General features: G+C 71.9%; 26 protein-coding genes. 16 read left to right on the forward strand and 10 right to left on the reverse strand.

Annotated elements, in window-relative coordinates; translation table 11 throughout:
* Positions 1-736 (forward strand): MATE family efflux transporter (locus VIU94_RS43965; RefSeq protein WP_331921224.1); only part of this gene is annotated, 736 nt, incomplete at its 5' end.
* Here the strand turns inward: VIU94_RS43965 and VIU94_RS43970 are convergent.
* On the reverse strand, positions 700-1974 hold the full coding sequence (locus VIU94_RS43970; RefSeq protein ID WP_331921226.1) for a glycosyltransferase 87 family protein: 1275 nt from the start codon (positions 1972-1974) through the stop codon (positions 700-702). The genes VIU94_RS43965 and VIU94_RS43970 overlap by 37 nt on opposite strands.
* 117 nt (positions 1975-2091) lie before the next feature.
* Here VIU94_RS43970 and VIU94_RS43975 point away from each other — a divergent pair, with 117 nt between their 5' ends.
* Positions 2092-3234 carry a glycosyltransferase family 4 protein gene (locus tag VIU94_RS43975; RefSeq protein WP_331921228.1) on the forward strand — a complete coding sequence of 381 codons (1143 nt, stop codon included), beginning with the start codon at positions 2092-2094 and terminating at the stop codon, positions 3232-3234.
* Positions 3235-3319: 85 nt separating this feature from the next.
* On the opposite strand, the gene VIU94_RS43980 is transcribed toward VIU94_RS43975, so the two are convergent.
* Positions 3320-5116 carry an AMP-dependent synthetase/ligase gene (locus VIU94_RS43980; protein ID WP_331921230.1) on the reverse strand — a complete coding sequence of 599 codons (1797 nt, stop codon included), beginning with the start codon at positions 5114-5116 and terminating at the stop codon, positions 3320-3322.
* A gap of 256 nt (positions 5117-5372) precedes the next feature.
* On the opposite strand from VIU94_RS43980, the gene VIU94_RS43985 reads away from it, so the two are divergent.
* The 6 genes from VIU94_RS43985 (at position 5373) to VIU94_RS44010 (ending at position 10267) form a co-directional block, all read left to right on the forward strand.
* A complete protein-coding gene (locus VIU94_RS43985) occupies positions 5373-6140 on the forward strand; it encodes a metallophosphoesterase family protein (protein ID WP_331921232.1) in 768 nt (255 codons plus the stop codon).
* A 144-nt stretch (positions 6141-6284) separates the two neighbouring features.
* Positions 6285-6728 (forward strand): SRPBCC family protein, encoded by a 444-nt coding sequence (locus tag VIU94_RS43990; protein ID WP_331921234.1) that lies wholly within the window; start codon positions 6285-6287, stop codon positions 6726-6728.
* 45 nt (positions 6729-6773) lie between these two features.
* Positions 6774-7931: an ArsA family ATPase gene (locus VIU94_RS43995; protein WP_331921236.1), complete on the forward strand. Its 1158-nt coding sequence runs from the start codon at positions 6774-6776 to the stop codon at positions 7929-7931.
* A 62-nt stretch (positions 7932-7993) separates the two neighbouring features.
* Positions 7994-8434 carry a DUF5304 domain-containing protein gene (locus tag VIU94_RS44000; protein ID WP_331921238.1) on the forward strand — a complete coding sequence of 147 codons (441 nt, stop codon included), beginning with the start codon at positions 7994-7996 and terminating at the stop codon, positions 8432-8434.
* A gap of 66 nt (positions 8435-8500) precedes the next feature.
* On the forward strand, positions 8501-9442 hold the full coding sequence (locus VIU94_RS44005) for an ROK family glucokinase (RefSeq protein WP_331921240.1): 942 nt from the start codon (positions 8501-8503) through the stop codon (positions 9440-9442).
* Positions 9443-9514: 72 nt separating this feature from the next.
* A complete protein-coding gene (locus VIU94_RS44010; RefSeq protein WP_331921242.1) occupies positions 9515-10267 on the forward strand; it encodes an endonuclease/exonuclease/phosphatase family protein in 753 nt (250 codons plus the stop codon).
* 72 nt (positions 10268-10339) lie between these two features.
* Here the strand turns inward: VIU94_RS44010 and VIU94_RS44015 are convergent, their stop codons facing one another.
* On the reverse strand, positions 10340-10996 hold the full coding sequence (locus VIU94_RS44015) for a hypothetical protein (RefSeq protein ID WP_331921244.1): 657 nt from the start codon (positions 10994-10996) through the stop codon (positions 10340-10342).
* On the reverse strand, positions 10989-11771 hold the full coding sequence (locus VIU94_RS44020) for an alpha/beta hydrolase (protein ID WP_331921246.1): 783 nt from the start codon (positions 11769-11771) through the stop codon (positions 10989-10991). The genes VIU94_RS44015 and VIU94_RS44020 overlap by 8 nt, the downstream gene beginning before the upstream one ends.
* A 192-nt stretch (positions 11772-11963) precedes the next feature.
* Between VIU94_RS44020 and VIU94_RS44025 the strand changes: the two genes are divergently transcribed.
* From VIU94_RS44025 to VIU94_RS44045, 5 genes are all read left to right on the forward strand, one after another.
* A complete protein-coding gene (locus VIU94_RS44025; protein WP_331921248.1) occupies positions 11964-12710 on the forward strand; it encodes a lysophospholipid acyltransferase family protein in 747 nt (248 codons plus the stop codon).
* A 34-nt stretch (positions 12711-12744) separates the two neighbouring features.
* A complete protein-coding gene (gene macS, locus VIU94_RS44030) occupies positions 12745-13974 on the forward strand; it encodes a MacS family sensor histidine kinase (protein WP_331921250.1) in 1230 nt (409 codons plus the stop codon).
* Positions 13971-14669, forward strand: coding sequence for a response regulator (locus VIU94_RS44035; protein ID WP_414721113.1), 699 nt, complete (start codon positions 13971-13973; stop codon positions 14667-14669). Before macS ends, VIU94_RS44035 begins: the two co-directional genes overlap by 4 nt.
* A 168-nt stretch (positions 14670-14837) precedes the next feature.
* On the forward strand, positions 14838-15866 hold the full coding sequence (locus VIU94_RS44040; protein ID WP_331921252.1) for a 6-phosphofructokinase: 1029 nt from the start codon (positions 14838-14840) through the stop codon (positions 15864-15866).
* 94 nt (positions 15867-15960) lie between these two features.
* A complete protein-coding gene (locus VIU94_RS44045; RefSeq protein ID WP_331921254.1) occupies positions 15961-16977 on the forward strand; it encodes a 2-hydroxyacid dehydrogenase in 1017 nt (338 codons plus the stop codon).
* A gap of 13 nt (positions 16978-16990) precedes the next feature.
* Here VIU94_RS44045 and VIU94_RS44050 read toward each other — a convergent pair whose 3' ends face one another.
* Positions 16991-18916: an anthranilate synthase family protein gene (locus VIU94_RS44050; RefSeq protein ID WP_331921256.1), complete on the reverse strand. Its 1926-nt coding sequence runs from the start codon at positions 18914-18916 to the stop codon at positions 16991-16993.
* A gap of 95 nt (positions 18917-19011) precedes the next feature.
* Entirely contained in the window at positions 19012-19110 is a 99-nt protein-coding gene (locus VIU94_RS44865) for a trp operon leader peptide (RefSeq protein WP_414721116.1), read from the reverse strand.
* A 50-nt stretch (positions 19111-19160) separates the two neighbouring features.
* Here VIU94_RS44865 and VIU94_RS44055 point away from each other — a divergent pair, with 50 nt between their 5' ends.
* Positions 19161-20513 carry a class II 3-deoxy-7-phosphoheptulonate synthase gene (locus VIU94_RS44055; RefSeq protein WP_414721114.1) on the forward strand — a complete coding sequence of 451 codons (1353 nt, stop codon included), beginning with the start codon at positions 19161-19163 and terminating at the stop codon, positions 20511-20513.
* Between the two features lie 135 nt (positions 20514-20648).
* Positions 20649-20930 carry a (2Fe-2S)-binding protein gene (locus VIU94_RS44060; protein WP_331921258.1) on the forward strand — a complete coding sequence of 94 codons (282 nt, stop codon included), beginning with the start codon at positions 20649-20651 and terminating at the stop codon, positions 20928-20930.
* Here the strand turns inward: VIU94_RS44060 and bfr are convergent.
* A complete protein-coding gene (gene bfr, locus VIU94_RS44065; protein ID WP_331921260.1) occupies positions 20927-21403 on the reverse strand; it encodes a bacterioferritin in 477 nt (158 codons plus the stop codon). The genes VIU94_RS44060 and bfr overlap by 4 nt on opposite strands.
* 164 nt (positions 21404-21567) lie before the next feature.
* On the opposite strand from bfr, the gene VIU94_RS44070 reads away from it, so the two are divergent.
* Positions 21568-22200 carry a sulfite oxidase-like oxidoreductase gene (locus VIU94_RS44070; RefSeq protein WP_331921262.1) on the forward strand — a complete coding sequence of 211 codons (633 nt, stop codon included), beginning with the start codon at positions 21568-21570 and terminating at the stop codon, positions 22198-22200.
* 38 nt (positions 22201-22238) lie between these two features.
* Here VIU94_RS44070 and VIU94_RS44075 read toward each other — a convergent pair whose 3' ends face one another.
* The 3 genes from VIU94_RS44075 to VIU94_RS44085 all read right to left on the reverse strand — a co-directional run.
* Positions 22239-22877 (reverse strand): DUF4396 domain-containing protein, encoded by a 639-nt coding sequence (locus VIU94_RS44075; RefSeq protein WP_414721115.1) that lies wholly within the window; start codon positions 22875-22877, stop codon positions 22239-22241.
* Between the two features lie 74 nt (positions 22878-22951).
* Positions 22952-23803, reverse strand: a complete 852-nt coding sequence (locus tag VIU94_RS44080; protein ID WP_331921264.1) for a deoxyribonuclease IV — start codon at positions 23801-23803, stop codon at positions 22952-22954.
* A gap of 6 nt (positions 23804-23809) precedes the next feature.
* Positions 23810-24742, reverse strand: a 933-nt coding sequence (locus tag VIU94_RS44085; RefSeq protein ID WP_331921266.1) for a Stk1 family PASTA domain-containing Ser/Thr kinase, incomplete at its 5' end; no start/stop codon positions are given.

Consider the following 24742-nt stretch of genomic DNA (forward strand, 5'->3'; position numbering starts at 1 on the left):
ACTGCTCGTACTGCGCCGCAACGCGCTGCTGCGCGCGGCCGCCGCCGTGCCGCCCGCGGAGGGGGTCCGGGCCGCCCTGCGGCGGACCGCGGCCACCGGCTTCCCGATGTCCGTCGACTTCGCCGTACGGATGGCCGGCACGCTCGTCCTGGTCGGCATCGTGGCCCGGCTCGGGGTCGTCGAGGTCGCCGCGTACGGCATCGCCTCGAAGGCGATGTACGTCGCCACCATGGCGTTCTACGCCGTCTGCCAAGCTGCCGCGATCCACACCGCGCACCTGCTCGGGTCAGGCCGCGACGCACGCCGGGCCGTCGGCCGCGAGGCCCGGCTCGTCGGCGGCGCGCTCGGGGCGACGGCCGCCGGGCTGCTGCTGCTCGCCGCCGACCCGGTCATGCGGGGCTTCGGGGCGGCCCCCGAGGTGGCCGCCGCAGGGGCGCTGTACCTGCGCTGCCTGGGCCCGTACCTCGTGCTCATGGCCATGTTCATCGGGCTGGCCGGGGTCTTCGAGGGCAGCGGCGGCACGCCCGTCCTCGCTCGCGTGACCGTGGTGGGCGTGCTCGTCCAGATCCCGCTCGCGTACGGGCTCTCCGGGCCCGCCGGGCTCGGGCTGCCCGGGGTCTGCCTCGCGATGGCGCTGGCGATGGGCGGCCAGTGCGCGGCGCTGAGCGCGCTGCACCGCCGCGCCGTGCGGGCGGAGGGTCAGGAGCCCAGCAGGGTCTTGTCGCGGGCGGGCTGACCGGCGCGGGCCGGTGCGGGCACGGTCGCGGCGCCGAGGCGCGGTTCGGTGACCGTCTGCCGCCACAGGACGCGGCAGGCGGCGACCGACGCCCAGACCAGCAGGCCGTTGCGGAGCAGCAGCAGCGCCACGCCGAGCGGGTCGCTGTCCACGACGTGCGAGAACCACACCGGGAACTCGAACTGCGTCACGGCCGTGGCCGCGAGGACCAGGTGCGCGGGCCGGCGCATCCCGCTGGAGCGGTACGCCAGACAGACCGCGGCCAGCCCGACCAGCCAGATCATGTACTGCGGGCTTATCACCCGGCTCGTCACCGTGAACAGCAGCACCGCGGTGAACGCGGCGTCCGCCGGGGTCGTCGAGGTGAACCCACGCGCCCGGATCCGCCACACCAGCAGCCAGCCGAACACGGCCACGGTCAGCGCCATCGCCGCCGTGCTCACCTGCGGGACGTACGGGCCCAGGAACTCCACCGAGCCGTAGTTCAGCAGCACCTGCCCGTCCCAGCCGAAGTGCCGGGCCACGTGGAAGACCAGCGAGCCCAGCGACTCGACCTCGGTGCCGCGGTCGCGCTGGAAGGTCAGGAACGCGTACGCGCCGGGCATCCACGCGCTGAACACCAGCAGCAGCGCCACGCCCACGCCCGCCGCGGCCGACCAGGAGCGCAGCGTCGCCCGGCCGCGCGGGGTCCCGGCGAGCAGCAGCGCCGGCCACACCTTCAGCATCGCGCCGAAGGCGGCCAGCGCCCCGAGGACGCCGGGCCGGCGCAGGCCCGCGAGCAGCGCGGCGACGGCGACGGCAGTGACCATCAGGTCGTACCGGGCGTACGCGGTCGGGCCGAGCAGCGGCACGCCCGCTATCCACAGCCACGCGCCGCGCGGCGAGCGGCCGGGCCGCCGGCCCGCGTACATCAGCAGCCCGCATACGACGGCGTCGGCGGCGAAGGCGAGGAGGAAGAAGGCGGAGGGGTAGTCCAGGAAGGGCAGCAGGCCGGGGGAGAGGACCGCGAGCGCGGCAGCCGGCGGGTACTGCCAGGTGACGTCGTTCAGCGGGTACGTGCCGGTCTTCAGGACCTCGTACCAGCCCTGGTAGATCACCGAGATGTCGCTGGTGACGTCCGGGCCCGGGATCACGACGACCCTGAACACGCAGAGCAGGAGCAGGGCGCGGGTGAGGACCCAGATCCCGAGGGGAAGCCGAAGTGCGGTCAGCGTTGATCGCGCAGTCGCGCCCGTCATACCTCTACCTCGTCCTTGTCGTGTATGTCCGCGTATGCGGGGTCTGTGATGCAGGGCGGGGTTGTGCGGGAGCCATGACGAGCCATGACGCAAGGCCGTTCGGTACTGTCGGCGGCGATGCACAAGACCTTGATCGTAACCAACGACTTCCCGCCACGACCCGGCGGAATCCAGGCTTTCCTGCACAACATGGCACTCCGTCTGGATCCCGAGCGGATCGTCGTCTACGCCTCCACATGGAAGCGCGGGCGCGAGGGCGCGGCGGCGACCGCCGCGTTCGACGCGGCACAGCCTTTCACGGTGGTGCGGGACCGGACCACCATGCTGCTGCCCACGCCGCGAGTGACCGCGCGGGCGGTCGGGCTGCTGCGCGAGCACGGCTGCGAGTCGGTGTGGTTCGGGGCGGCCGCGCCGCTCGGCCTGATGGCACCCGCGCTGCGCCGGGCCGGCGCGCGGCGGATCGTGGCGACGACGCACGGGCACGAGGCGGGCTGGGCGCAGCTGCCGGCCGCGCGGCAGCTGCTGCGGCGGATCGGCGAGGGCACGGACACGCTCACGTACCTCGGCGAGTACACCCGCTCCCGGATCGCCGGGGCCCTGACGCCGGCCGCGGCGGGCCGGATGACGCAGCTCCCGCCGGGCGTGGACGAGAAGACCTTCCACCCGGGCTCGGGCGGGGACGCGGTACGGGAACGGCTGGGCCTCGCGGACCGGCCGGTCGTCGTCTGCGTCTCGCGGCTGGTGCCGCGCAAGGGCCAGGACACCCTGATCCGGGCGATGCCGGCGATCCTGGCGGACGTGCCGGACGCGGTGCTGCTGATCGTCGGGGGCGGCCCGTACGAGGCCGAGCTGCGCAAGCTCGCCGGCGAGACCGGCGTGGCCGATTCCGTGCGTTTCACCGGCGCGGTGCCGTGGGAGGAGCTGCCGGCGCACTACGGGGCGGGCGACGTCTTCGCGATGCCCTGCCGGACCCGCCGCGGGGGCCTGGACGTCGAGGGTCTCGGCATCGTCTACCTGGAGGCCTCCGCCACCGGCCTCCCCGTCGTCGCCGGCGACTCCGGCGGCGCCCCCGACGCGGTCCTGGACGGCGAGACGGGCTGGGTGGTCCGCGGCGACGCCCCGGAGGACTCGGCGGACCGCATCGTCGCCCTGCTCAAGGACCCGGAACTGCGCCGCCGCATGGGCGAGCGCGGCCGCGAGTGGGTCGAGGAGAAGTGGCGCTGGGACCTGTTGGCGGAGCGGCTCAAGGAGCTGCTGTAGCCGCGCCCCACGCCGTGGAACGACCGACGCCCGTGGCCGCCCCCTCCGGGGCGCCACGGGCGTCGGTGCATGTCGTGCTCCCGCGCTACGCGCCGTAGATCGCCTCGATCTCGTCCGCGAAGTCCTTCGCCACCACGTTGCGCTTCAGCTTCAGGGACGGGGTGATGTGGCCCGCCTCCTCCGTGAACTGGGCGTTCAGGATGCGGAACTTGCGGACCGACTCGGCCTTCGACACCGCCGCGTTGCCGTCGTCCACCGCGCGCTGGATCTCCGCGAGCAGGTCCGCGTCGTCGCGGAGGGTCGCGGCCGTCGAGCCGGCCGGCTTGTCGTGCTCGGCGGCCCAGCGGGTCAGGAACTCCTCGTCCAGGGTGACCAGCGCGCCCACGAACGGGCGGCCGTCGCCGACCACCATGCACTCCGCGATCAGCGCGTGCGCCCGGATCCGGTCCTCGATGACCGCCGGGGCGACGTTCTTGCCGCCCGCCGTCACCAGGATCTCCTTCTTCCGGCCGGTGATGGCGAGGTAGCCGTCCTCGTCGAGCGTGCCGATGTCGCCCGTGTGGAACCAGCCGTCGGCCAGCGCCTCGGCGGTCGCCGCCTCGTTGTTCCAGTACTCCTTGAAGATGTGCTCGCCGTGCAGCAGCACCTCGCCGTCGTCGGCGATCCGCACCACCGAGCCCGGCAGCGGCTGCCCGACCGTGCCGATCTTCTGCCGGTCCCACGGGTTGAACGCGGTCGCCGCGGTGGACTCCGTCAGGCCGTAGCCCTCCAGCACCGTGAAGCCGATGCCCCGGAAGAAGTGGCCGAGCCGCTCGCCCAGCGGCGCGCCGCCCGAGATCGCGAACTCGCCGCGGCCGCCGAGCACCGCGCGCAGCTTGCTGTAGACCAGCTTGTCGAAGACCTTGTGCTTGAGCTTCAGGCCCAGGGACGGGCCCCGCGGGTCGCCGAGCGCCTTGCTGTACGCGATCGCCGTGTCCGCGGCCTTGTCGAAGATCTTGCCCTTGCCGTCCGCCTGCGCCTTCGACCGCGCCGAGTTGTAGACCTTCTCGAAGACCCGCGGCACGCCGAGGATCAGCGTCGGCTTGAAGGACGCCAGCTCGTCGGTGAGGTTCTTGATGTCCGGCACGCAGCCGAGCTTGATCGGTGCCATCACCGGCGCCAGCGCGACCATCCGTCCGAAGACGTGCGCGGCGGGCAGGAAGAGCAGCACCGAGCACTCGCCGGTACGGAACAGCGGCCTCAGCCGCTCCACCACGTTGCCGCACTCCGCGAAGAAGTTGCGGTGGGTCAGCACACAGCCCTTGGGGCGGCCGGTGGTGCCCGAGGTGTAGACGATCGTCGCGACGTCGTCCGCGTGCGCCGCCGACATCCGCTCGTCGAGCAGCTCGTCCGAGACGTCCTTGCCGGACTCCGTCAGCCGCGCGACCGCGTCGTCCTCGATCTGCCAGACGCCCTTGAGCCCCGGCAGGTTCGCCTGCACCGAGGCCACCGACTCCTGGTGCGCCGCCGACTCGACCAGCGCGAGCGTTGCGCCGGAGTCGCCGAGGATCCACTGGATCTGCTCCGGCGAGCTGGTCTCGTACACCGGGACGGTCACGCCGCCCGCGCTCCAGATCGCGAAGTCCAGGAGCACCCACTCGTAGCGGGTCCGGGACAGCAGCGCGACCCGGTCGCCGACCTCGACGCCGGCGGCGATGAGTCCCTTGGCGACCCCCCGCACCTCGGCGAGGAACTGCTTGGCGGTGACGTCGACCCAGGCGCCGGCCACCTTGCGCGCCATCACGGCGACTTCTGGGTGCTGGGAGGCGTTGCGGCGGATGAGATCCGTCAGATTGCCGTCCGTGGGGACCTCGTACAGGGCCGGAAGGCTGAACTCGCGCAAGACTGCTGCTCCTCATCGGGCGCCGGCGCCACGGCTCTGTGTGATGCACCGGTGCGGTCCAAGACCGGGCAGTGCTCTCGTGGGGAAGAGCACGACTGGACTGCCCGGACGTTACCCACCAGTACTCGGTTCCCGATAGGGGGTCCAGGCCAGATGTTCCGTGCATCACACGTATGTGGCGGTGCTTCGCGCACAGTAATCCACAGGTCTGACGACTTGGAAGTAACCGCAGGTCCGACGGCCTAAGGTGTGGGTCATGCGAGTCCATGTGGTCAGTGACGTGCACGGAAACGCCGGCGGTCTCGCCAAGGCGGGGGACGGAGCCGACGCGGTGGTCTGCCTCGGCGACCTGGTCCTCTTCCTCGACTACGCCGACCATTCGCGGGGCATCTTCCCCGATCTCTTCGGCGTGGAGAACGCCGACCTGATCGTCGAACTGCGCACCGCCCGCCGCTTCGACGAGGCCCGTGACCTGGGCCGTCGGCTCTGGGCCGGGCTCCAGCTCGACCGCGACAGCGCCATCGAGTCCGCCGTGCGCCGCCAGTACGCCGAACTGTTCGCCGTCTTCCCGACGCCGACGTACGCCACCTACGGCAATGTCGACATCCCCAAGCTGTGGCCGGAGTACGCCCGCCCCGGCACCACCGTCCTGGACGGCGAGCGGGTCGAGATCGGCGGCCGCGTCTTCGGCTTCGTCGGCGGCGGCCTGCGCACGCCGATGCGGACGCCGTACGAGATCTCCGACGAGGAGTACGCGGCGAAGGTCGAGGCTCTCGGGGACGTCGACGTGCTCTGCTCGCACATCCCGCCGGACGTCCCCGAGCTCACGTACGACACGGTGGCCCGGCGCTTCGAGCGCGGCAGCCGGGCGCTTCTCGACGCGATCCGCCGCACCAGCCCGAAGTACGCCCTCTTCGGCCATGTCCACCAGCCGCTCGCCCAGCGGATGCGGATCGGCGCGACGGAGTGCGTGAACGTCGGCCACTTCGCCTCGACGGGGAGGCCGTGGGCGCTGGAGTGGTGACGGGGGCGGCGGCGTCGTGGGCCCGGGGGCGGCCCGCCCCGTGGGCCTGCGGTCGGGGGCGACGGGGCACGCGATAGCCTTCCTGCGGCACCCCCGTGCCTGCCCTTCGTCTTCTTCCTTCGATTCCTTCGAGGAGCCACCGCGATGGCGGAACACACCAGCTCGAGCATCACCATCGAGGCGGCCCCGGCCGACGTCATGGGCGTGATCGCCGACTTCGCCCGCTACCCGGAGTGGACCGGCGAGGTGAAGGAGGCCGAGGTCCTGGAGACCGACGCGGCCGGCCGCGCGGAGAAGGTGCGACTGCTCCTCGACGCGGGCGCGATCAAGGACGACCACACCCTCGCGTACACCTGGACCGGCGAGGACGAGGTCAGCTGGACGCTGGTCAAGTCCCAGATGCTGCGCGCCCTCGACGGCTCGTACCGACTGAAGGCGACCGGCGCGGGCGACCGCACCGAGGTCACGTACCAGCTGACCGTCGACGTCAAGATCCCCATGCTCGGCATGATCAAGCGCAAGGCCGAGAAGGTCATCATCGACCGCGCCCTGGCGGGCCTGAAGAAGCGCGTCGAGTCGGGCGCGTAAGCAGCCGCTCGACCGGCCGCGCACCGCGTCCCGTACCGTCACCGCATGCGGATCATCCTTGTCACCGGGCCCGGCGGGGCCGGGCGTACCACCGTGGCCGCCGCCACCGCGCTGGCCGCGGCACGTGCGGGGCGTCGGGTCCTGCTGGTCTCCGGCGAGGCCGACGCGGTGCTCGGCGAGGGGACCGAGAGGCTCGATCTCCTGCGGCCCGACTCCGCCGGCGACTTCCGGCGGGAGTTCCTCGCCCTGCAGGGGCGGTCCGGCGCCGCGCTCGATCTGCTCGGTGCGACGCCCTTCGAGGACGCCGAGCTGACCGAGCTGCCCGGCAGCAGCCAGTTCGCTCTGCTCCGGGCGCTGCGCGACGCCGCCGCCGGTGAGCACGAGCTCGTCGTCGCCGATCTGCCGCCGCTGCCCGAGGCGATCGCCCTGCTCGCGCTGCCCGAGCAGCTCCGCCGCTACCTGCGCCGCATCCTGCCGCCCGAACGGCAGGCCGCCCGCGCGCTGCGCCCCATGCTCGCCCAGCTCGCCGGGGTGCCCATGCCCGCGCAGTGGCTGTACGAGACCGCCGGCCGCTGGGAGGCCGAGCTCGCCTCCGTCCAGGCCGTCGTCGACGCGCCGACCACCTCCGTCCGCGTCGTCGCCGAACCTGGCCCCGCCGCGGCAGACGCGCTGCGCACCGCCCGCCTCGGCTTCGCCCTGCACGGCCTCGACGTCGACCGGGTCGTCGCCAACCGGCTGCTGCCCGCCGGGTCCCCCGACCCCTGGCTCGCCGGCCTCGCGGAGCGGCAGCGCGGTCACCTGGACGAGCTGCGCGAGACGTACGGCGCCGTGCACGAGCTGCCGCACCTCGGCCGCGACCCGCGTGGCCCGGAGGACCTGGCGCTGCTCGGGCCGCGCGACGAGCCCGCCGCCACCGTCCCGGCCCCCCGCTCCGCCATCGAGCAACCGGCCGAGCCCGGCGGCGTCCTCACCTGGCGGCTGCCCGTGCCCGGCGCCGCCAAGCGGGACGTCTCACTCGTCCGCCGCGGCGACGAACTGCTCCTCGGCGTCGGCCCGTTCCGCCGGGTCCTGCCGCTTGCCCCGGTCCTGCGCCGCTGCACCGTCTCCGGCGCCGCGCTCGTCGACGACGAGCTGCGGATCCGGTTCACGCCCGACCCCGGCCTGTGGCCGAAGGGCGCCGTCCCCGCCGAACGGACCCCGTGAACGGGGAGCGGCCGTTCGGGTAACGTCGAGCGTAGGAAACCCCGGGAACCGAGGAGTGCGTCATGAGCGATGCCGGTGAGCGTCCTTCCGTCGACTCGGACGCCTGGGCCAAGGCCTGTGCCGAGGACCTGGAGGCCGAGAAGGCCCGCCGCCGGGCGCGCGACGGCGCCGAGCCCGGCTCCGCCGCCGAGGAGTTCCGCAAGCTCTTCGAGGCCGTCGCCGACAAGGTCTCCGGCCTGAAGTCCCCGCTCGCGGGCATGGCCGCCCAGAGCGCCGTCCAGCAGTTCGTCAACCAGGCGAAGGCCGCCGTCGAGCCGGTCATCGAGCGCAATCCGCAGGTCTTCGACCACCTCGCCGCCGCCGGCAACGAGCTGCTCGCCGCGTACCGCTCCGCTGTGGAGGGCCAGGAGCGGCGCTGGACCCGCGAGGAGCCGGGCCGCCCCGAGAAGGGCGACCCCCGCGACGAGGGCCCCGGCCCCGGCGAGAGCATCGACCTCGACTGAGCGGGCCGACCGGCCCCCTCGGGTACGGTTGGCCTTAGCGGGGCTCGACCGAAAACTGAGGGACACATGGGACTCACCATCGGCGTCGACATCGGCGGTACGAAGATCGCGGCCGGTGTGGTCGACGAGGAGGGCAAGATCCTCGACACCCACACGGTGCCCACCCCGCCGACCCCCGACGGCATCGTCGACGCCATCTGCGCCGCGGTCTCCGAGGCCGGCAAGGGGCACCAGATCGAGGCCGTCGGCATCGGCGCCGCGGGCTACGTCGACGACAAGCGGGCCACCGTCATCTTCGCGCCGAACATCGACTGGCGGCACGAGCCGCTGAAGGACAAGGTCGAGCAGCGCGTCGGCCTGCCCGTCGTCGTGGAGAACGACGCGAACGCGGCGGCGTGGGGCGAGTACCGCTTCGGCGCCGGCCAGGGCCACGACGACGTCATCTGCATCACCCTCGGCACCGGCCTCGGCGGCGGCATCATCATCGGCAACAAGCTGCGCCGCGGACGCTTCGGCGTGGCCGCGGAGTTCGGCCACATCCGGGTCGTCCCGGACGGCCTGCTGTGCGGCTGCGGCAGCCAGGGCTGCTGGGAGCAGTACGCCTCCGGCCGCGCCCTCGTCCGGTACGCGAAGCAGCGCGCCGTCGCGGCCCCGGAGAACGCGCGGATCCTCCTCGGGCTCGGCGACGGCACGCCCGAGGGCATCGAGGGCAAGCACATCAGCGAGGCGGCCCGCCAGGGCGACCTCGTGGCCGTCGACTCCTTCCGCGAGCTCGCCCGCTGGGCGGGCGCCGGACTCGCCGACCTGGCCTCGCTGTTCGACCCCTCGGCGTTCATCGTCGGCGGCGGCGTCTCGGACGAGGGCGAGCTGGTCCTCGACCCGATCCGGAAGTCCTTCCGCCGCTGGCTGATCGGCTCCCAGTGGCGTCCGCACGCCCAGGTCCTCGCGGCCCAGCTGGGCAACAAGGCCGGCCTCGTCGGCGCGGCGGACCTGGCCCGCCAGGGGTAAGTACCCGACGCTCCGTCACCCGCCCGTCGTGCCCTCTGGGGCGCGGCGGGCGGGTGACGTATGTTGCCGGGCATGGGGAACTCCGACCTGCCCGACTCCCGGACCGAGGCGGACGGTTCGGCCGTGCTTCGGGTGCTCAGCTACAACGTGCGGTCGCTGCGGGACGACGAGGACGCCCTCGTCCGGGTCGTCCGCGCCTGCCGGCCCGACCTCGTCTTCGTGCAGGAGGCGCCGCTGTTCTTCCGCTGGCGCAAGCACGCCGCCCGGCTGGCCGCCAAGAGCGAGCTGCTCGTCCTGACCGGCGGCGCGTCGGCCGCCGGACCGCTGCTGCTCTGCTCGTTGCGGGCGACCGTGGAGCGCACCGAGGACGTCCTGCTGCCGCGCACCCCCGGGCTGCACCGGCGCGGCCTCGCCACCGCCGTCGTACGGTTCGGCGGCGCGCGCGTGGGGCTGATCAGCTGTCACCTCAGCCTGCGGGACGACGAGCGGTACGCGCAGACCGGGATGCTCCTGGACCGGCTCGCGGCCCTGGACGTGCCGCACGGCATCGTCGCCGGGGACGTCAACGAACGCCCCGACGGCCGCAGTTTCAAGCGGCTGGCCGCGGAGCTCCAGGACTGCCGCGCGGTACGCCCCTGGGGCGGCGAGCACACCTTCACCCCCACCGACCCCCGCCGCCGCATCGACGCGATCTTCGCCACCCCGGGCGTGGAGGTCCTGGGCTGCGGCGTCCCCACCGACCTGCCCGACGTCACGCAGACAGACCTGAGGGCGGCCACGGACCACCTTCCGGTCCTGGCCGCCCTCCGGATCCCTGCCGGGTGACGCTCGCGCAGCCGACGGACGGAGTCCGGCGCAGCCGGCCGAAGCCCGGGGCGCCTGCCTCCTGAGCGCGCGCTACACCACCGCGCCGCGCCCCGGGTCGTCGTAGCCGTCGTCATCGTCGTCGTGCTTCATGCGGGCCACCAGCGTGGCGAAGCCGCCCAGGAAGCCGAGGACGCAGACGGTCGTCAGCCACCAGGTCATGTCCCACTGGAGGAGCACCGCGAGCAGCATCAGGACCGGGCCGCCGACGACGCCCAGCCAGGCGAACTTCGTCGTCGCGTCCGCCTCCGGCAGCGGGGGCGGCTCCGGCGGGACGAAATGGCCCTCGTCGTCGTCCTCGTCGTTCTTCTTGCCCTTCTTCGGGGCCGCGGGCTCCTCGTCCGGATCGGCGACCGAGTAGTCGCGCGGGCCCACGCCCACGCCGACACCGGGCGCGAAGACGATCGAGCTGCCCAGCGCGGGCTTCTCCGGGGCCTCGCCTCTGTCGTCGTCGTCCTCCCCGTCCTCCTCGGCGTCCCCGTCCCCGTCCTCGTCCTCGTCGGCGTCGGCGTCGGCCTCGGCCGACTCCTCCTCGTACGCCGGCAGGGCGAGGTCCTCCACCGACCGGAACGGCTTCGCGCCCGGCGGGTCGGCCGGCTCGTCGCCGTAGCCGGCGACGATCGCCGCCCACGCGGCTTCCTCGTCGATCGGCTGCGGCTCGCGCTCGCCGCCGTCCTGCTGCTCAGCCACCGCTCGTACTTCCCTTCGTGGTCCCGACGCTCGGAGCCAGCCGGCCGATGAAGGCCCAGCTCTCCTCGAAGATGTGCTCCGCGTCGTGGTCCAACGTCGCCACGTGGTAGCTCTGTTCCAGCACGATCTCCTTCACGTCCGCGGACGACACGCGGCTGAGGATCCTGGCCGAGTCGGCCGGCGGCACCACGTGGTCCTGCGGGCTGTGCAGCAGCACCATCGGCTGCGTGACCTGCGGCAGCTCCTTGTCCACGATCCGGAAGAACTTCCGCACCGAGTGCGCGGCGTGCAGCGGCACCCGGTCGTAGCCGACCTCCGCCACGCCCTCCTTGGCGATGTCGCTGGACAGCCCCTTCGTCGTCCGCACCAGGTGCCGGGCGAGGGGAAGGGCGTACGCCGAGAGGCCGTGCACCTTGTTCGCCGGGTTGACGACGACGATGCCGGCGATGCGGTCGCCGTGCTTCGCCGCCAGCCGCAGCGTCAGAGCGCCGCCCATGGAGAGCCCGAAGACGAAGACGGTCTCGCAGCGATCGAGGAGCTCCGCCAGCGCCCGCTCGACCTCCGCGTACCAGTCCTCCCAGCCGGTGACCTGCATGTCCTCCCAGCGTGTGCCGTGCCCGGGCAGCAGCGGCAGCGAGACGGTGAGGCCGCGCTCGGCCAGGTACTCGGCCCAGGGGCGGAGCGACTGCGGGGATCCGGTGAATCCGTGACAGAGAAGGACGCCGACCTCTCCGCCCTCGTGGCGGTACGGCTCGGCTCCAGGAAGGACCGGCACCTCGGTCTCCTGTTCGTGAGGTCTGGTGGGGCTGTGCGGGGATGTGCGAACGGTGTCTTCACCGTACGCGACGGGATCGACACCGACCAGGGACGGGACCGACACCGACCAGGGCCGTCGTGGCCCCGTGAGGGGGAGGGCGGGGGCCGCACGGGTTAAGGTCTGATCGACGGAACACAGGAGGCACTCGTCTTGATCTACGGCGCAATGAAGTTCTCCATCGGAGGGTCTCTGAAGCTCGCCTTCAGGCCCTGGGTGGAGGGCCTCGAGAACATCCCCGCCGAGGGCCCGGCGATCCTCGCGAGCAACCACCTGTCGTTCTCCGACTCCTTCTTCCTGCCGGCCGTCCTGGACCGCAAGGTCACCTTCATCGCCAAGGCCGAGTACTTCACCTCGCCCGGCGTGAAGGGCAAGCTGACGGCCGCCTTCTTCAAGGGCGTCGGCCAGCTGCCGGTGGACCGCTCCGGCGGCCGCGGGGCGGGTGAGGCGGCGATCAAGGCCGGTATCGAGGTCATCGAGGGCGGCGGGCTGTTCGGCATCTACCCGGAGGGCACCCGCTCCCCGGACGGCCGCCTCTACCGCGGCAAGCCCGGCGGCCTCGCGCGCGTGGCGCTCGCGACGGGCGCTCCGGTCATCCCGATCGCGATGATCGACACCGAGAAGATCCAGCCGCCCGGCAAGATCGTCCCCAAGCTGATGCGCCCGGGGATCCGGATCGGCAAGCCGCTCGACTTCAGCCGCTACCAGGGCATGGAGGGGGACCGCTTCATCCTCCGCTCGGTGACCGACGAGGTCATGTACGAGATCATGAAGCTGTCCGGGCAGGAGTACGTCGACATCTACGCGACCGCCGCCAAGCGGCAGCTCGCGGAGGCGGAGAAGGCCGCCAAGGAGGCCGTGAAGGAAGAGATCGCGGCCCGGCAGGAGTCCGGCGCGTAGCTCCCCGCGAGGGGCGCTACGGGGGGTGGGGGAGATGGCCAAGCGCGAACGTGTCGTGCGCATGTCGGTCGAGCAGCCGCTGTGGCGCGCGCTCACCGCGTACCGCGTGCTGACGATGATCTACGCGGTCCTGCTGTTCGCCTTCAGCGGGGACCGGTACGAGCGCCCCCTGGTGGGCGTCGCCTTCCTCGGCGTGCTGTGCGTCTGGACGCTGGCCACGCTGCCCAAGGTGTCGGGGGCGGTGAACTGCACCAAGCGGTTCCTGGTCGCCGACCTCACCGTCGCGCTCACCGGCATCCTGCTCACCCCGCTCGCCGACGCCCACGCGCAGAGCATCGACGGCCCCACCCTGCCGTCGATATGGACCGCCGGCGCGGTCCTCGCGTACGCGATCAAGGGCGGCTGGCGCTGGGCCGCCTTCGCCTCCTCGCTGGTCGCCGTCGCCAACCTCATCGAGCGCGGCGCGCCCAGCGCGGACACCCTGCACAACGTGCTCCTGGTGTGGGTGGCGTCCATCGCCATCGGGTACGTCGTCGAGGTCGCCCGGGCCTCCGAGCGCACCCTCGCCCGCGCCCTGGAGATCGAGGCCGCCACCCGGGAACGGGAGCGCCTCGCCCGGGACATCCACGACAGCGTGCTCCAGGTCCTCGCCATGGTGCAGCGCCGCGGCACCGCCCTCGGCGGCGAGGCCGCCGAGCTGGGCCGGATGGCCGGCGAGCAGGAGATCGCCCTGCGCACCCTGGTCGCGGGCGGGCTCAGCCGGCCCTCCCTGGTGTCCGAGGACGAGTCGGAGGGCGCGGTCGTCCGGGTCGTCGAGGAGCCGGACCCCGAGGACGACGCGCCGGTCGACCTGCGCACCCTGCTCGCGCCGCGGGCCGGGGCGAAGGTCGGCCTCGCGGACCCGGGCGCCCCGGTGCTGCTCCCCCCGCCCGCCGCGCGCGAGCTGGCCGCGGCCGTCGGCGCCGCGCTGGACAACGTCGCCCGGCACGCCGGACCGGACGCCCGGGCGTGGATCCTCGTCGAGGACTGGCCGGACGAGGTGATCGTCACGGTTCGGGACGACGGTCCCGGCATCCCGGAGGGGCGGCTCGCGCAGGCCGAGGGCGAGGGCCGGATGGGGGTCGCCCTCTCCATCCGGGGACGGCTGCGGGACATCGGCGGCACCGCCGAGCTGATCTCGATCCCCGGCCAGGGCACGGAAGTCGAGTTGAAGGTTCCACGGGCGCCCCGCGCCGCACGGGGGAAGGCAGGACACGGACGATGAGCGAGCAGCAGGCCGAGACGATGAGCGAGCAGCAGCAGATCAGGGTGATGGTCGTCGACGACCACCCGATGTGGCGGGACGCGGTCGCCCGCGACCTCGCGGAGAACGGCTTCGACGTCGTCGCCACCGCCGGCGACGGCGAGCAGGCGGTCCGCCGGGCCCACGCGGCCTCCCCCGACGTCCTGGTCCTCGACCTCAACCTGCCGGCCAAGCCGGGCGTCCAGGTGTGCAAGGAAGTCGTCGGCGCGGACCCGAAGCTGCGGGTCCTGGTGCTCTCCGCGAGCGGCGAGCACGCCGACGTACTGGAAGCGGTGAAGTCCGGCGCCACCGGCTATCTGCTGAAGTCCGCCAGCACCGAGGAGCTGCTCGACGCGGTGCGCCGCACCGCCGTCGGCGACCCGGTGTTCACCCCGGGCCTGGCCGGCCTCGTCCTCGGCGAGTACCGCCGGCTCGCCTCCGAGCCCGCGCCGGCCGCCGGCGGCGACGAGCCGAAGGCCCCGCAGCTGACCGAGCGGGAGACCGAGGTGCTCCGGCTGGTCGCCAAGGGCCTGAGCTACAAGCAGATCGCCGAGCGCCTGGTCATCTCGCACCGGACCGTGCAGAACCACGTCCAGAACACCCTCGGCAAGCTCCAGTTGCACAACCGCGTCGAGCTGGTCCGGTACGCCATCGAGCGCGGCCTCGACGACGCCTGACGGCCCCGTCCCCACGGGGCCCGAAGACGCTTCATTCGTACGAGTGAAGACGGGGCGGTCAACTGCCGCCCGTCCGACCGGAATTCACCTTTCGCCCCGTGTCGGTGTGACGCGGGTCACCATTAGCGTGACCCGCATACGTCACCCACGAAGGCGAAGGGAACTTCCATGCGGGTCGGAGTACTGACCGGGGGCGGCGACTGCCCCGGCCTCAACGCGGTCATCCGCGGCGTCGTCCGCAAGGGCGTCCAGGAGTACGGCTACGCGTTCACCGGCTACCGGGACGGCTGGCGCGGTCCGCTCGACGGCGACAGCGTCCCGCTCGACATCCCCGCCGTCCGCGGCATCCTGCCGCGCGGCGGCACCATCCTCGGTTCCTCGCGGACCAACCCGCTGCGCGCCGAGAACGGCATCCGCCGGATCAAGGACAACCTCGCCAAGGCGGAGATCGACGCGCTGATCGCGATCGGCGGCGAGGACACCCTCGGCGTGGCGGCCACGCTCTCCGACGAGTACGGCGTGCCCTGCGTCGGCGTGCCGAAGACCATCGACAACGACCTCTCCGCCACCGACTACACCTTCGGCTTCGACACCGCGGTCGGCATCGCCACCGAGGCCATCGACCGGCTGCACACCACCGCCGAGTCCCACATGCGGGTCCTGGTCGTCGAGGTCATGGGCCGGCACGCGGGCTGGATCGCCCTGCACTCCGGCCTGGCCGGCGGGGCCAACGTCATCCTCATCCCCGAGCAGCGCTTCGACGTCGAGCAGGTCTGCGCCTGGGTGACCTCCCGCTTCCGTGCCTCGTACGCCCCGATCGTCGTCGTCGCCGAGGGCGCGATGCCCAAGGACGGCGAGATGGTCCTCAAGGACGGCACGCTGGACTCCTTCGGGCACGTCCGGCTGTCCGGCGTCGGCGAGTGGCTGGCCAAGACGATCGAGCAGCGCACCGGCAAGGAGGCCCGGACCACGGTCCTCGGGCACGTCCAGCGCGGAGGCACGCCCAGCGCCTTCGACCGCTGGCTGGCCACCCGCTTCGGACTGCACGCCATCGACGCGGTCCGGGACGGCGACTTCGGCAAGATGGTCGCCCTGCGCGGCACGGACATCGTGCGCGTCCCGATCGCCGAGGCCACCGCGAAGCTCAAGACGGTCGACCCGGAGCTGTACCGGGAGGTCGGCGTCTTCTTCGGCTGACCCGCGGGGTCCGTGTCCCGTGCGCCGCCTCCGGGGTGACCGTATATTCGCCGGTGAACCAGACATATCCGGCACAACCCCGGAGGGGGCTTCCGTGGAGATCCTGGCGTTCGGCGTGCAGACCGACGAGAAGCCGCTGCTGGAGAAGGCCTTCGCGGGGCTCCACGAGGTCCGCTGCCTGGACGTCTTCCTCACCGCGGACACCGCGCCGATCGCGGCCGGCTACGAGATCGTCACCACCAGCGTCAACGCCGATCTGTCCGCCCGCGTCCTGCGCATCCTGGCCGGCGGCGGGACGAAGCTGATCGCCCAGCGCTCCACCGGCTTCAACAACATCGACCTCGGCGTCGCCCAGAAGCTGGGCCTGACCGTCGCCCGGGTCGCCTTCTACTCGCCCTACTCGGTCGCCGAGTTCGCCTGGACGCTGGCGACGGCGGTCAACCGCCGGATCGTCCGCGCCGCCAACCGCACCCGCGACTTCGACTTCCGGCTCGACGGGCTCATGGGCCGTGACCTGCGCGGCCGCACGGTCGGCGTGCTCGGCACCGGCAGGATCGGCGAGGCGTTCACCCGGATCGCCCACGGCTTCGGCATGCGTCTGCTCGGCTGGGACCTCGCCGAGAATCCCGCCTGCGTCGAGCTCGGCATGAAGTACGTCGACAAGGAGCAGCTCCTCGCCGAGTCCGACCTGATCAGCCTGCACGTCCCGCTCACGCCGGCCACCTGGCTCCTGATCGACGCGGCCGCCCTCAAGGCCATGAAGGACGACGCGATCCTGGTGAACTCCAGCCGCGGCGGACTGATCGACACCGACGCCCTGGTCGGCGAGCTGCGCGCGGGCCGCTTCACCGGCGTGGGCCTCGACGTGTACGAGGCGGAGGACGGGCTCTTCTTCCTCGACAAGTCCCTGGAGGTCGTCGAGGACGACACCCTCGCCCGTCTGGTCACCTTCCCGAACGTGGTGGTCACCTCGCACCAGGCGTACTTCACCCACGACGCGGTCGGCCAGATCATCGACACGACCGTCCAGAACGTCCTCGACTACACCGCCAACCGGCGCAGCGAGAACGTCCTGGTCCCGGCCTTCGACCCGGCCGACAACGCCGACTGAGGACCGGCCGGCCTCAGACGAGCACGCCCGCGAGCAGCGAGGCCGTCAGCGCCGCCCCGTCCAGCGTCAGCACCGACTCCGGGTGGAACTGCACGCCGGCGAACCCCGGCCCGCGCAGCGCGTGCACCTCACCGCTCTCCGCGTCCCGGCTCACCTCGATGCGGTGCAGCGCCAGCTCGGTCGCGGCCCGGTCGTCGCAGTGGGCCGTGAAGCTGTTGTAGAAGCCGACCGTCTGCTCCTGCCCGAACAGGTCGATCCGCACCTGCGCCCCCTGGAACGGGGTCCGCTTGCGGACGATCTCCAGACCCAGCTCCGCCGCGATCAGCTCATGACCCAGGCACACCCCGAGAAGACAGGGGCGGCCCGAAGGGCCTCGATGAGGGGCGGTGGTCGGGCGACGGGCGGGCCCGTGCCGGTGATCCCGTACGAGATCGGCGGTCAGACCGCGCAGAAATCGCATCTTCGGGTCGGCCGCGTCGCCCGGGTCGCCGGGCCCCGGGCCGAGCACCACCGGGCCCTCGTGCGCGAGCGCCAGCTCCCGCAGCCCCGGCTCGTCGTAGCGCAGCACCGAGACCTCCAGGCCGGAGGAGCGCAGCAGATGCGCCAGCATCGCCGTGAACGTGTCCTCCGCGTCGATCACCAGCGCATGGCCGGTCAGTTCGGCGGAACGGACCTGCATCTTCAGCCAGAACGGCGCCAGGTCGGCCCGTCGCGCGTCCAGCGCGGCCCGCACCCGCGGGTCGTCGGCCAGCCGTACCGCCGCCGGGCCTTCCGTGCCGCGCGGCCGCCCGGGCCGCACTCCCAGGGCGGCGAGCACGCCCGCCGCCTTCGCGTGCGTCTCGGCGACCTCGGAAGCCGGGTCGGAATGCCGGACCAGCGTGGCCCCGACGGGGACCCGCAGCGTCCCGTCCGCGGCGATGTCGGCCGTCCGGATGAGGATGGGGGAGTCCAGGGTCTGCGCGCCGCTCGCGTCCGTCCCGAGCAGCGCCAGCGCCCCCGCGTAGTACCCGCGCCCGCCGGCCTCGTGCCGCTCGATCACCCGGCAGGCGTTCTGCACCGGCGAGCCGGTGACAGTGGCCGCGAACATGGTCTCCCGCAGCACCTCCCGCACGTCGAGCGACGAACGCCCGCGCAGCTCGTACTCCGTATGGGCGAGATGCGCCATCTCCTTGAGCCGCGGCCCGATCACCACCCCGCCCCGGTCGCCGACCGTGCACATCATCTTCAGCTCCTCGTCGACCACCATGGAGAGCTCCTCGGTCTCCTTGCGGTCGGCGAGGAAGGCCAGCAGGTCCTCGGGCGTCGGCGCGGCCCCGGCCGGGTAGCGGTACGTGCCGCTGATCGGGTTCATCACGACCGTCCCCCCGGACATCCGCACATGCACCTCGGGGCTCGCGCCGACCAGGGTGCGGTCGCCGGTGCAGACGACGAAGGTCCAGTACGCGCCCCGCTCGCCCGCGAGCAGCCGGCGGAACAGGGCGAGCGCGTCGGCCCGCCCGAACCCGGGGATCGAGCCGGTGTAGGTGCGGCGGATCACGAAGTTCGCGCCCTCACCCGCGCCGATCTCCTCGTCGATCACCCGGCGCACGATCCGCCCGTACTCCTCGTCGGAGACGTCGAACGCGCCGCCCTCGACCCGCACGTCATGGGCGGGCAGCTGCGCCAGGGCGTCGGCGAGCGGCAGCTCGTACGCCTCCTCGGCGACCAGCACCGACAGCGGCGTGCCGTCGTCGCGCACGTCGAAGCCGCGCTCGCGGATCTGCCGGAACGGCACGAGCGCCAGCGTCGGCAGGTCCCGTACGGGCAGCTCGGCGAGGCGCTCGGCCTCGTGCACCGCGCCGATCAGCACCTCGACGGTGTCGTGGTCACGGCCCGGGGTACGGCGGCGCAGCAGCGCGAACGGGGGGCAGGAGTCGTCCAGCAGACGGGACAGGTCCATGCGATGCGTTCCTTCCATGGGAGGGGAGGAACGGCCCGGAAAACGAAGAAGGCCGCCCCTCGGGGCGGCCTTCGCGTGTCTCGGTGTACGCGCAGTCAGTGGGCCGCCGGATGAGCGGTCCACCACCAGTTCTGGGTCGAGTGCGCGAACATGGGGGCGATCGTAACGCATGATCCAGGCCGCGCCCGTCTCATCCATCGGTCACTGGCGTGGACGGACGATTTCGCCACGTACTGTGGGATGCGTGACCGTGAACGCTGAATCCCACGCCGTCGCCAAGGCGACCTGGCGAGACCTGCCCGCGGCGCAGCAGCCCGAGTACCCCGATGCCGAGGCTCTGCGCGATGTGATCGCGGACCTCGAGTCGTATCCTCCGCTCGTCTTCGCCGGCGAGTGCGACCAGCTGCGCGCCCGGATGGGAGCCGTCGCCCGTGGCGAGGCGTTCCTGCTCCAGGGCGGCGACTGTGCCGAGGCCTTCGACGCGGTGTCCGCCGACCACATCCGGGCCAAGCTCAAGACGCTGCTCCAGATGAGCGCCGTCCTCACCTACGCGGCCTCCGTGCCCGTGGTGAAGGTCGGCCGCATCGCCGGGCAGTACTCGAAGCCCCGTTCCAAGGGGACCGAGACCCGCGACGGGGTGACCCTGCCGACCTACCGCGGCGACTCCGTCAACGGCTTCGACTTCAACGAGAAGGCCCGCATCCCGGACCCCGAGCGCCTGAAGCGGATGTACAACGCCTCCGCCTCCACGCTCAACCTGGTGCGCGCCTTCACCACCGGCGGCTACGCCGACCTGCGCCAGGTGCACGCCTGGAACCAGGACTTCGTGAAGTCGTCCCCGTCGGGCCAGCGCTACGAGCAGCTGGCGCGCGAGATCGACAACGCGCTGAACTTCATGAAGGCCTGCGGCACCGACCCGGCCGAGTTCAAGGCGGTGGAGTTCTACTCCTCCCACGAGGCGCTGCTGCTCGACTACGAGGGCGCCCTGACGCGTACCGACTCGCGCACCGGCAAGCTGTACGACACCTCCGGCCACATGGTCTGGATCGGTGAGCGCACCCGCCAGCTGGACCACGCCCACGTCGAGTTCGCCTCGCAGATCGCGAACCCGATCGGCATCAAGCTCGGCCCGACGACCTCGGTCGACGAGGCGCTCACGTACGTCGACCGGCTCGACCCGGACCGCGAGCCGGGCCGGCTGACCTTCATCGTCCGCATGGGCGCCGACAAGGTCCGGGACAAGCTCCCGGAGCTGGTGGAGAAGGTCACCGCCTCCGGCGCGGTCGTCGCCTGGGTGACCGACCCGATGCACGGCAACACCTTCGAGGCGGCCTCGGGCCACAAGACCCGCCGCTTCGACGACGTGCTCGACGAGGTCAAGGGCTTCTTCGAGGTCCACAAGGCGCTGGGCACCCACCCGGGCGGCATCCACGTGGAGCTCACCGGCGACGACGTCACCGAGTGCGTGGGCGGCGGTGACGAGATCTTCGTCGACGACCTGCACCAGCGCTACGAGACGGCCTGCGACCCGCGGCTCAACCGCAGCCAGTCGCTGGACCTGGCGTTCCTGGTGGCGGAGATGTACCGCGACCAGTGACGTAGCGATCAGTAAGTAGCTTTCTACGGCTGTGGGGCGCGGATCCATGTGATCCGCGCCCCACAGTCATTTCAGGGCTTTACACCTGCTGGGCGCCGGGTAAGGTTAGGTTAGCCTAATCGATCTCGGCAGGAGGTGAACCGCGTGTACGTCTGCTCATGCTTCGGCGTTACGGAGAAGCAGGTCAAGGAGCACGCGGACGCGGGCGCCTGCACCCCTCGCCAGATCGCCTCGGCCTGCAAGGCCGGAACCGACTGCGGCTCGTGTGTACGACGCATTCAGGCCATCCTCGGGCGTGGCAACTGCCCGCGACGGGAGCTGGTCGAGCAGGGGATGCCAGCCCTGGGGTCGACCCCCGCGGGGCTCGCTGAAGAATTCTCCGAGGAGTTCTCCGAGGAGCTCTCCGAAGCCGCTTAGCTCGGCTGCTCGATCAGGGTCGACAGGTACAGCGCCTCGCCGAGGCTCTCGATCAGCTCCAGCTGAGTGTCGAGATAGTCGATGTGGTGCTCCTCGTCGGCCAGGATCTCCTCGAAGAGGTTGGCGGACGTGATGTCGTTCTTGGCCCGCATGACCTCGATGCCGCGCTTGAGCCGGTCGATCGCCTCGACCTCGACCTGGCGGTCCGCCTCGAACATCTCCTTGACCGTCTGACCGACGCGCACGTGGAAGAGCCGCTGATAATTGGGCAGTCCGTCGAGCATGAGGATGCGCTCGGTGAGCTTGTCCGCGTGCTTCATCTCGTCGATGGACTCTTCGCGGGTGTACTTCGCGAGTTTCGTCCAGCCCTTGTTGTCCTGGATGCGGTAGTGCAGCCAGTACTGGTTGATGGCCGTCAGTTCGCCGGTCAGCTGCTCGTTGAGGAACTCGAGGACCTCGGGGTCGCCCTGCATCGCAGCGGCTCCTTCCACGCATGTCTATGTCGTGACTGGGCAGGATGGCCGCATCCTCGCACCACGGATGGGGGGCGTCCAGTAAGTGCAGGCTTAGTGGGAGTTGCCCGAATCGTGGGCGCCCTGGTCATGACCACCCCTCCCGGTCTGTCACCATGGATGACATGGGTCAGCCGGACAGCGGAGAACACCGGGAAGCAGGGCAGTCGGATCTTCCGCCGGGGCAGCGGCTGCAGCGCGGCTGGCCGGTCACCCACTACGGCCCCGTCCCCCGTTTCAAGCCGGACCGCTGGGAGTTCAGGGTCTTCGGCGCGACCGCCGACGGCGACAAGCGGTGCTGGAACCACGAGGAGTTCTCGGCCCTGCCGTTCTCCACGGTGGTGGCCGATCTGCACTGCGTCACGAAATTCAGCATGGTGGGGGCCGAATGGGGCGGGGTGTCCGCCCGGACGATCCTTCAGCTCGCCCCGCCGGCGCCGAACGTCACGCATGTGATGGTCTGGGCCGAGTACGGCTTCAGCGCCAATCTGCGGCTCTCCGACTTCGACACGGACCGCACGATCTTCGCCACCCACAAGGACGGTGAGCTGCTCACCGCCGAGCACGGCTTCCCGCTCCGGCTGGTGGTGCCGCATCTGTACGCCTGGAAGGGGCCCAAGTGGGTCCGCGGCGTGGAGTACATGACCGCGGACCGGCGGGGCTTCTGGGAGGAGCGCGGGTACCACAACATCGGCGACCCGTGGACCGAGCAGCGGTACTCGTATCAGGAGGAGCCGGGGGACGGCCCGGAGCTCTGACTCCGATCGAGCTGTGATCCGCCGCCCGGTCGCGTCGGTCAGTGGTGGTACTGGTGGACCACCGCATGGCCCTTGCCGCGGCCGATCATCCACTTGTTGACCGGGGTGGTCAGGACGAAGGCGGCCCCCAGCGCGATGGCGAGCACGATCCAGAACAGCGGGTCGGACAGGTGCGCGTCCATGGCCCCGGGCCACAGGGCGATCACGCCGTTGTCGATGATCTCCATGACGGCGATGGACAGCGTGTCGGCGGCGAGCGCGACCTTGAAGGCGGTCTTGAAGTCGACGCCGGCCTTCAGGATGCCGCGCAGGGTGAGCGCGTAGCCGAAGAAGAACGCGAGGACGATCGCGAGGATCATCGTCGGCATGTTGCTCCAGCCCAGCGCGGTTCCGATGATCATGCCGAGCACCTCGCCGATGGCGCAGCCGGTGAGGCAGTGCAGGGTGGCCTGGGCGGCCATCGACCAGGAGACCGTGCCGCCGGGCTGGTGATGGGCGTGGTGGCCGTGAGCGGCGTGGTCGTCATGGCCGGCATGTTCGTCGTGACGGGCGTGCATGTCGTGACCGGCGTGCATGTCGTGGCCCGCGTGCTGGGTGTGGTCGGCCTGGTGGTGCTGGTGACCCTCGTGGCCTTCGTGGCCGTGCTGCTGGTGGTGTGCGTGAGCTTCGTGCTGCATGAGAGCCCCCAACGTCAGGTAGCGGTTCCTGCCTATGACAGGAACCGTATACCCCCTAGGGGTATTCCTCAAGATCAGTCGCGGAGTTCCTTCAGCCGGGCGATGTCCGCCGCGTGACCCTCACGGCCGCCCGGAGTCTCGATGATCAGCGGCACGTTCTCGGTGGCCGGGTGCTTGAGCAGCTCGCGGAACGGCTCCGCCCCGATGTTCCCCGCGCCGATGTTGGCGTGCCGGTCCTTGTGCGCGCCGACGACGTCCTTGGAGTCGTTGGCGTGGATCAGCTTCAGCCGGCCCTCGCCGACCGTCTCCACCAGCATGTCGAGCGTCTGGGTCATGCCGTGCGGGCCGGCCAGGTCGTGCCCGGCGGCGAAGATGTGGCAGGTGTCCAGGCAGACGCCCAGCTTGGGGTGGTGGTCGAGCGCGTCGAAGTACGGGCCGAAGTCCCAGGTGCGCGAGCAGAGCGAGAAGCCCTGGCCGGCCGTGGACTCCAGGAGCAGGAACGGGTCGTCGTCGTGCGTCAGCTCGTCGAGCAACGGACGCATCCGCTCCCGTACCTGCGCCAGCGCCTCGGCCCGGGGCCGGCCGCCGGTCGCCGAGCCGGTGTGCACGACCACGCCCAGCGCGCCGATCTCCCGGCCGCGGCGCAGCGAGTGGCGCAGCGACTCGACGGACCGGTCGACGGTGGCCTCGGTGTGCGAGCCGAAGTTGATCAGGTACGGGGCGTGCACGTACGCGGGTATGTCCTCGGCCGCGCACTGAGCGCGGAACAGCTCGTCCTGCGCCGGGTTGCCGGGCGGGGTGGCCCAGCCGCGCGGGTTGGCGACGAAGACCTGGACGGTCTCGGCGCGCAGCTCGCGGGCGTAGGTCAGGCCGACCTTGGCGAGGCCGCCGGCCACAGGGATATGGCCGCCGACGGGGTTGCGCATGAGTCTCTAGAGTCCCTTGGTCTTGATGGTGATCGTGCTGCCCTCGGGGGCGGTGCCGGTGGCCGACTGGCTCGCGACGGTCTTGCCGAGGTACGGGAAGGTCCGCTCGACCTTCACCTCGAAGCCGGCCGCCTCGAGGGCGCCGCGCGCCGTGTCCACGTCCTGGCCCGTGACGTCGGGGACCTCGATCATGCGGGGGCCCTTGGAGACGGTCAGGGTGATCGTGTCGCCCTGCGCGGCGCGGCTGCCCTCGGCGAGGGACTGCGCGGCGACGGAGCCGACGGCCTCGGGGGAGTGCACCCGCTCGGGGGCGACCTGGACCTTCAGCCCGGCGTCGCGGAGCGTCGAGGTGGCGTCGGCGACGGATTCGCCGGTGACGTCCGGGACGTCGACCGGGACGCCCTTGCTGACCACGAGCGCGACGGCGGAGTCGGGGCGGCGCTCGGTGCCCGGCTCCGGGTCGGAGCTGATCACCGCGCCCTGCGGGATGTCCTGGCTGAAGGCCCGGGTGATCACGCCGGGGACCAGGCCGTCGCGGGCGAGCAGCTTCTTCGCCTCGGCGAGCCGCTTGCCCTTGAGGTTGGGCACCTTCACGATCTCGGGGCCGCGGGAGAGGGTCAGCGTCACCGAGCCGTTGCCGCGGATGCGCGAGCCCGGGGCGGGGTCGGTGGCCATGACGGTGCCGCGGGCGTACGCGTCGCTGAAGGCGCGCTTCGTCGAGGCGACGTCGAGCCCGGCGTCGGTCAGCCGCTCGGTGGCCTCGGCCTCCGTGCGGCCGAGGACGCTCGGGACGCGGGTGAACTGGCCGGAGTTGATGTACCAGACGCCGGAGCCGATGCCGAGCACCAGGAGTACGGCGAGGAGCGCGACGAGCGGGCCGCGGCGGCGGTACGCGGGCCCCGGCCCCGGCCCCGGCACGGGCGTGGGCGCCGGGGGCTC

This window comes from Streptomyces sp. (assembly GCF_036566765.1).
Classification (GTDB): Bacteria; Actinomycetota; Actinomycetes; order Streptomycetales; family Streptomycetaceae; genus Streptomyces.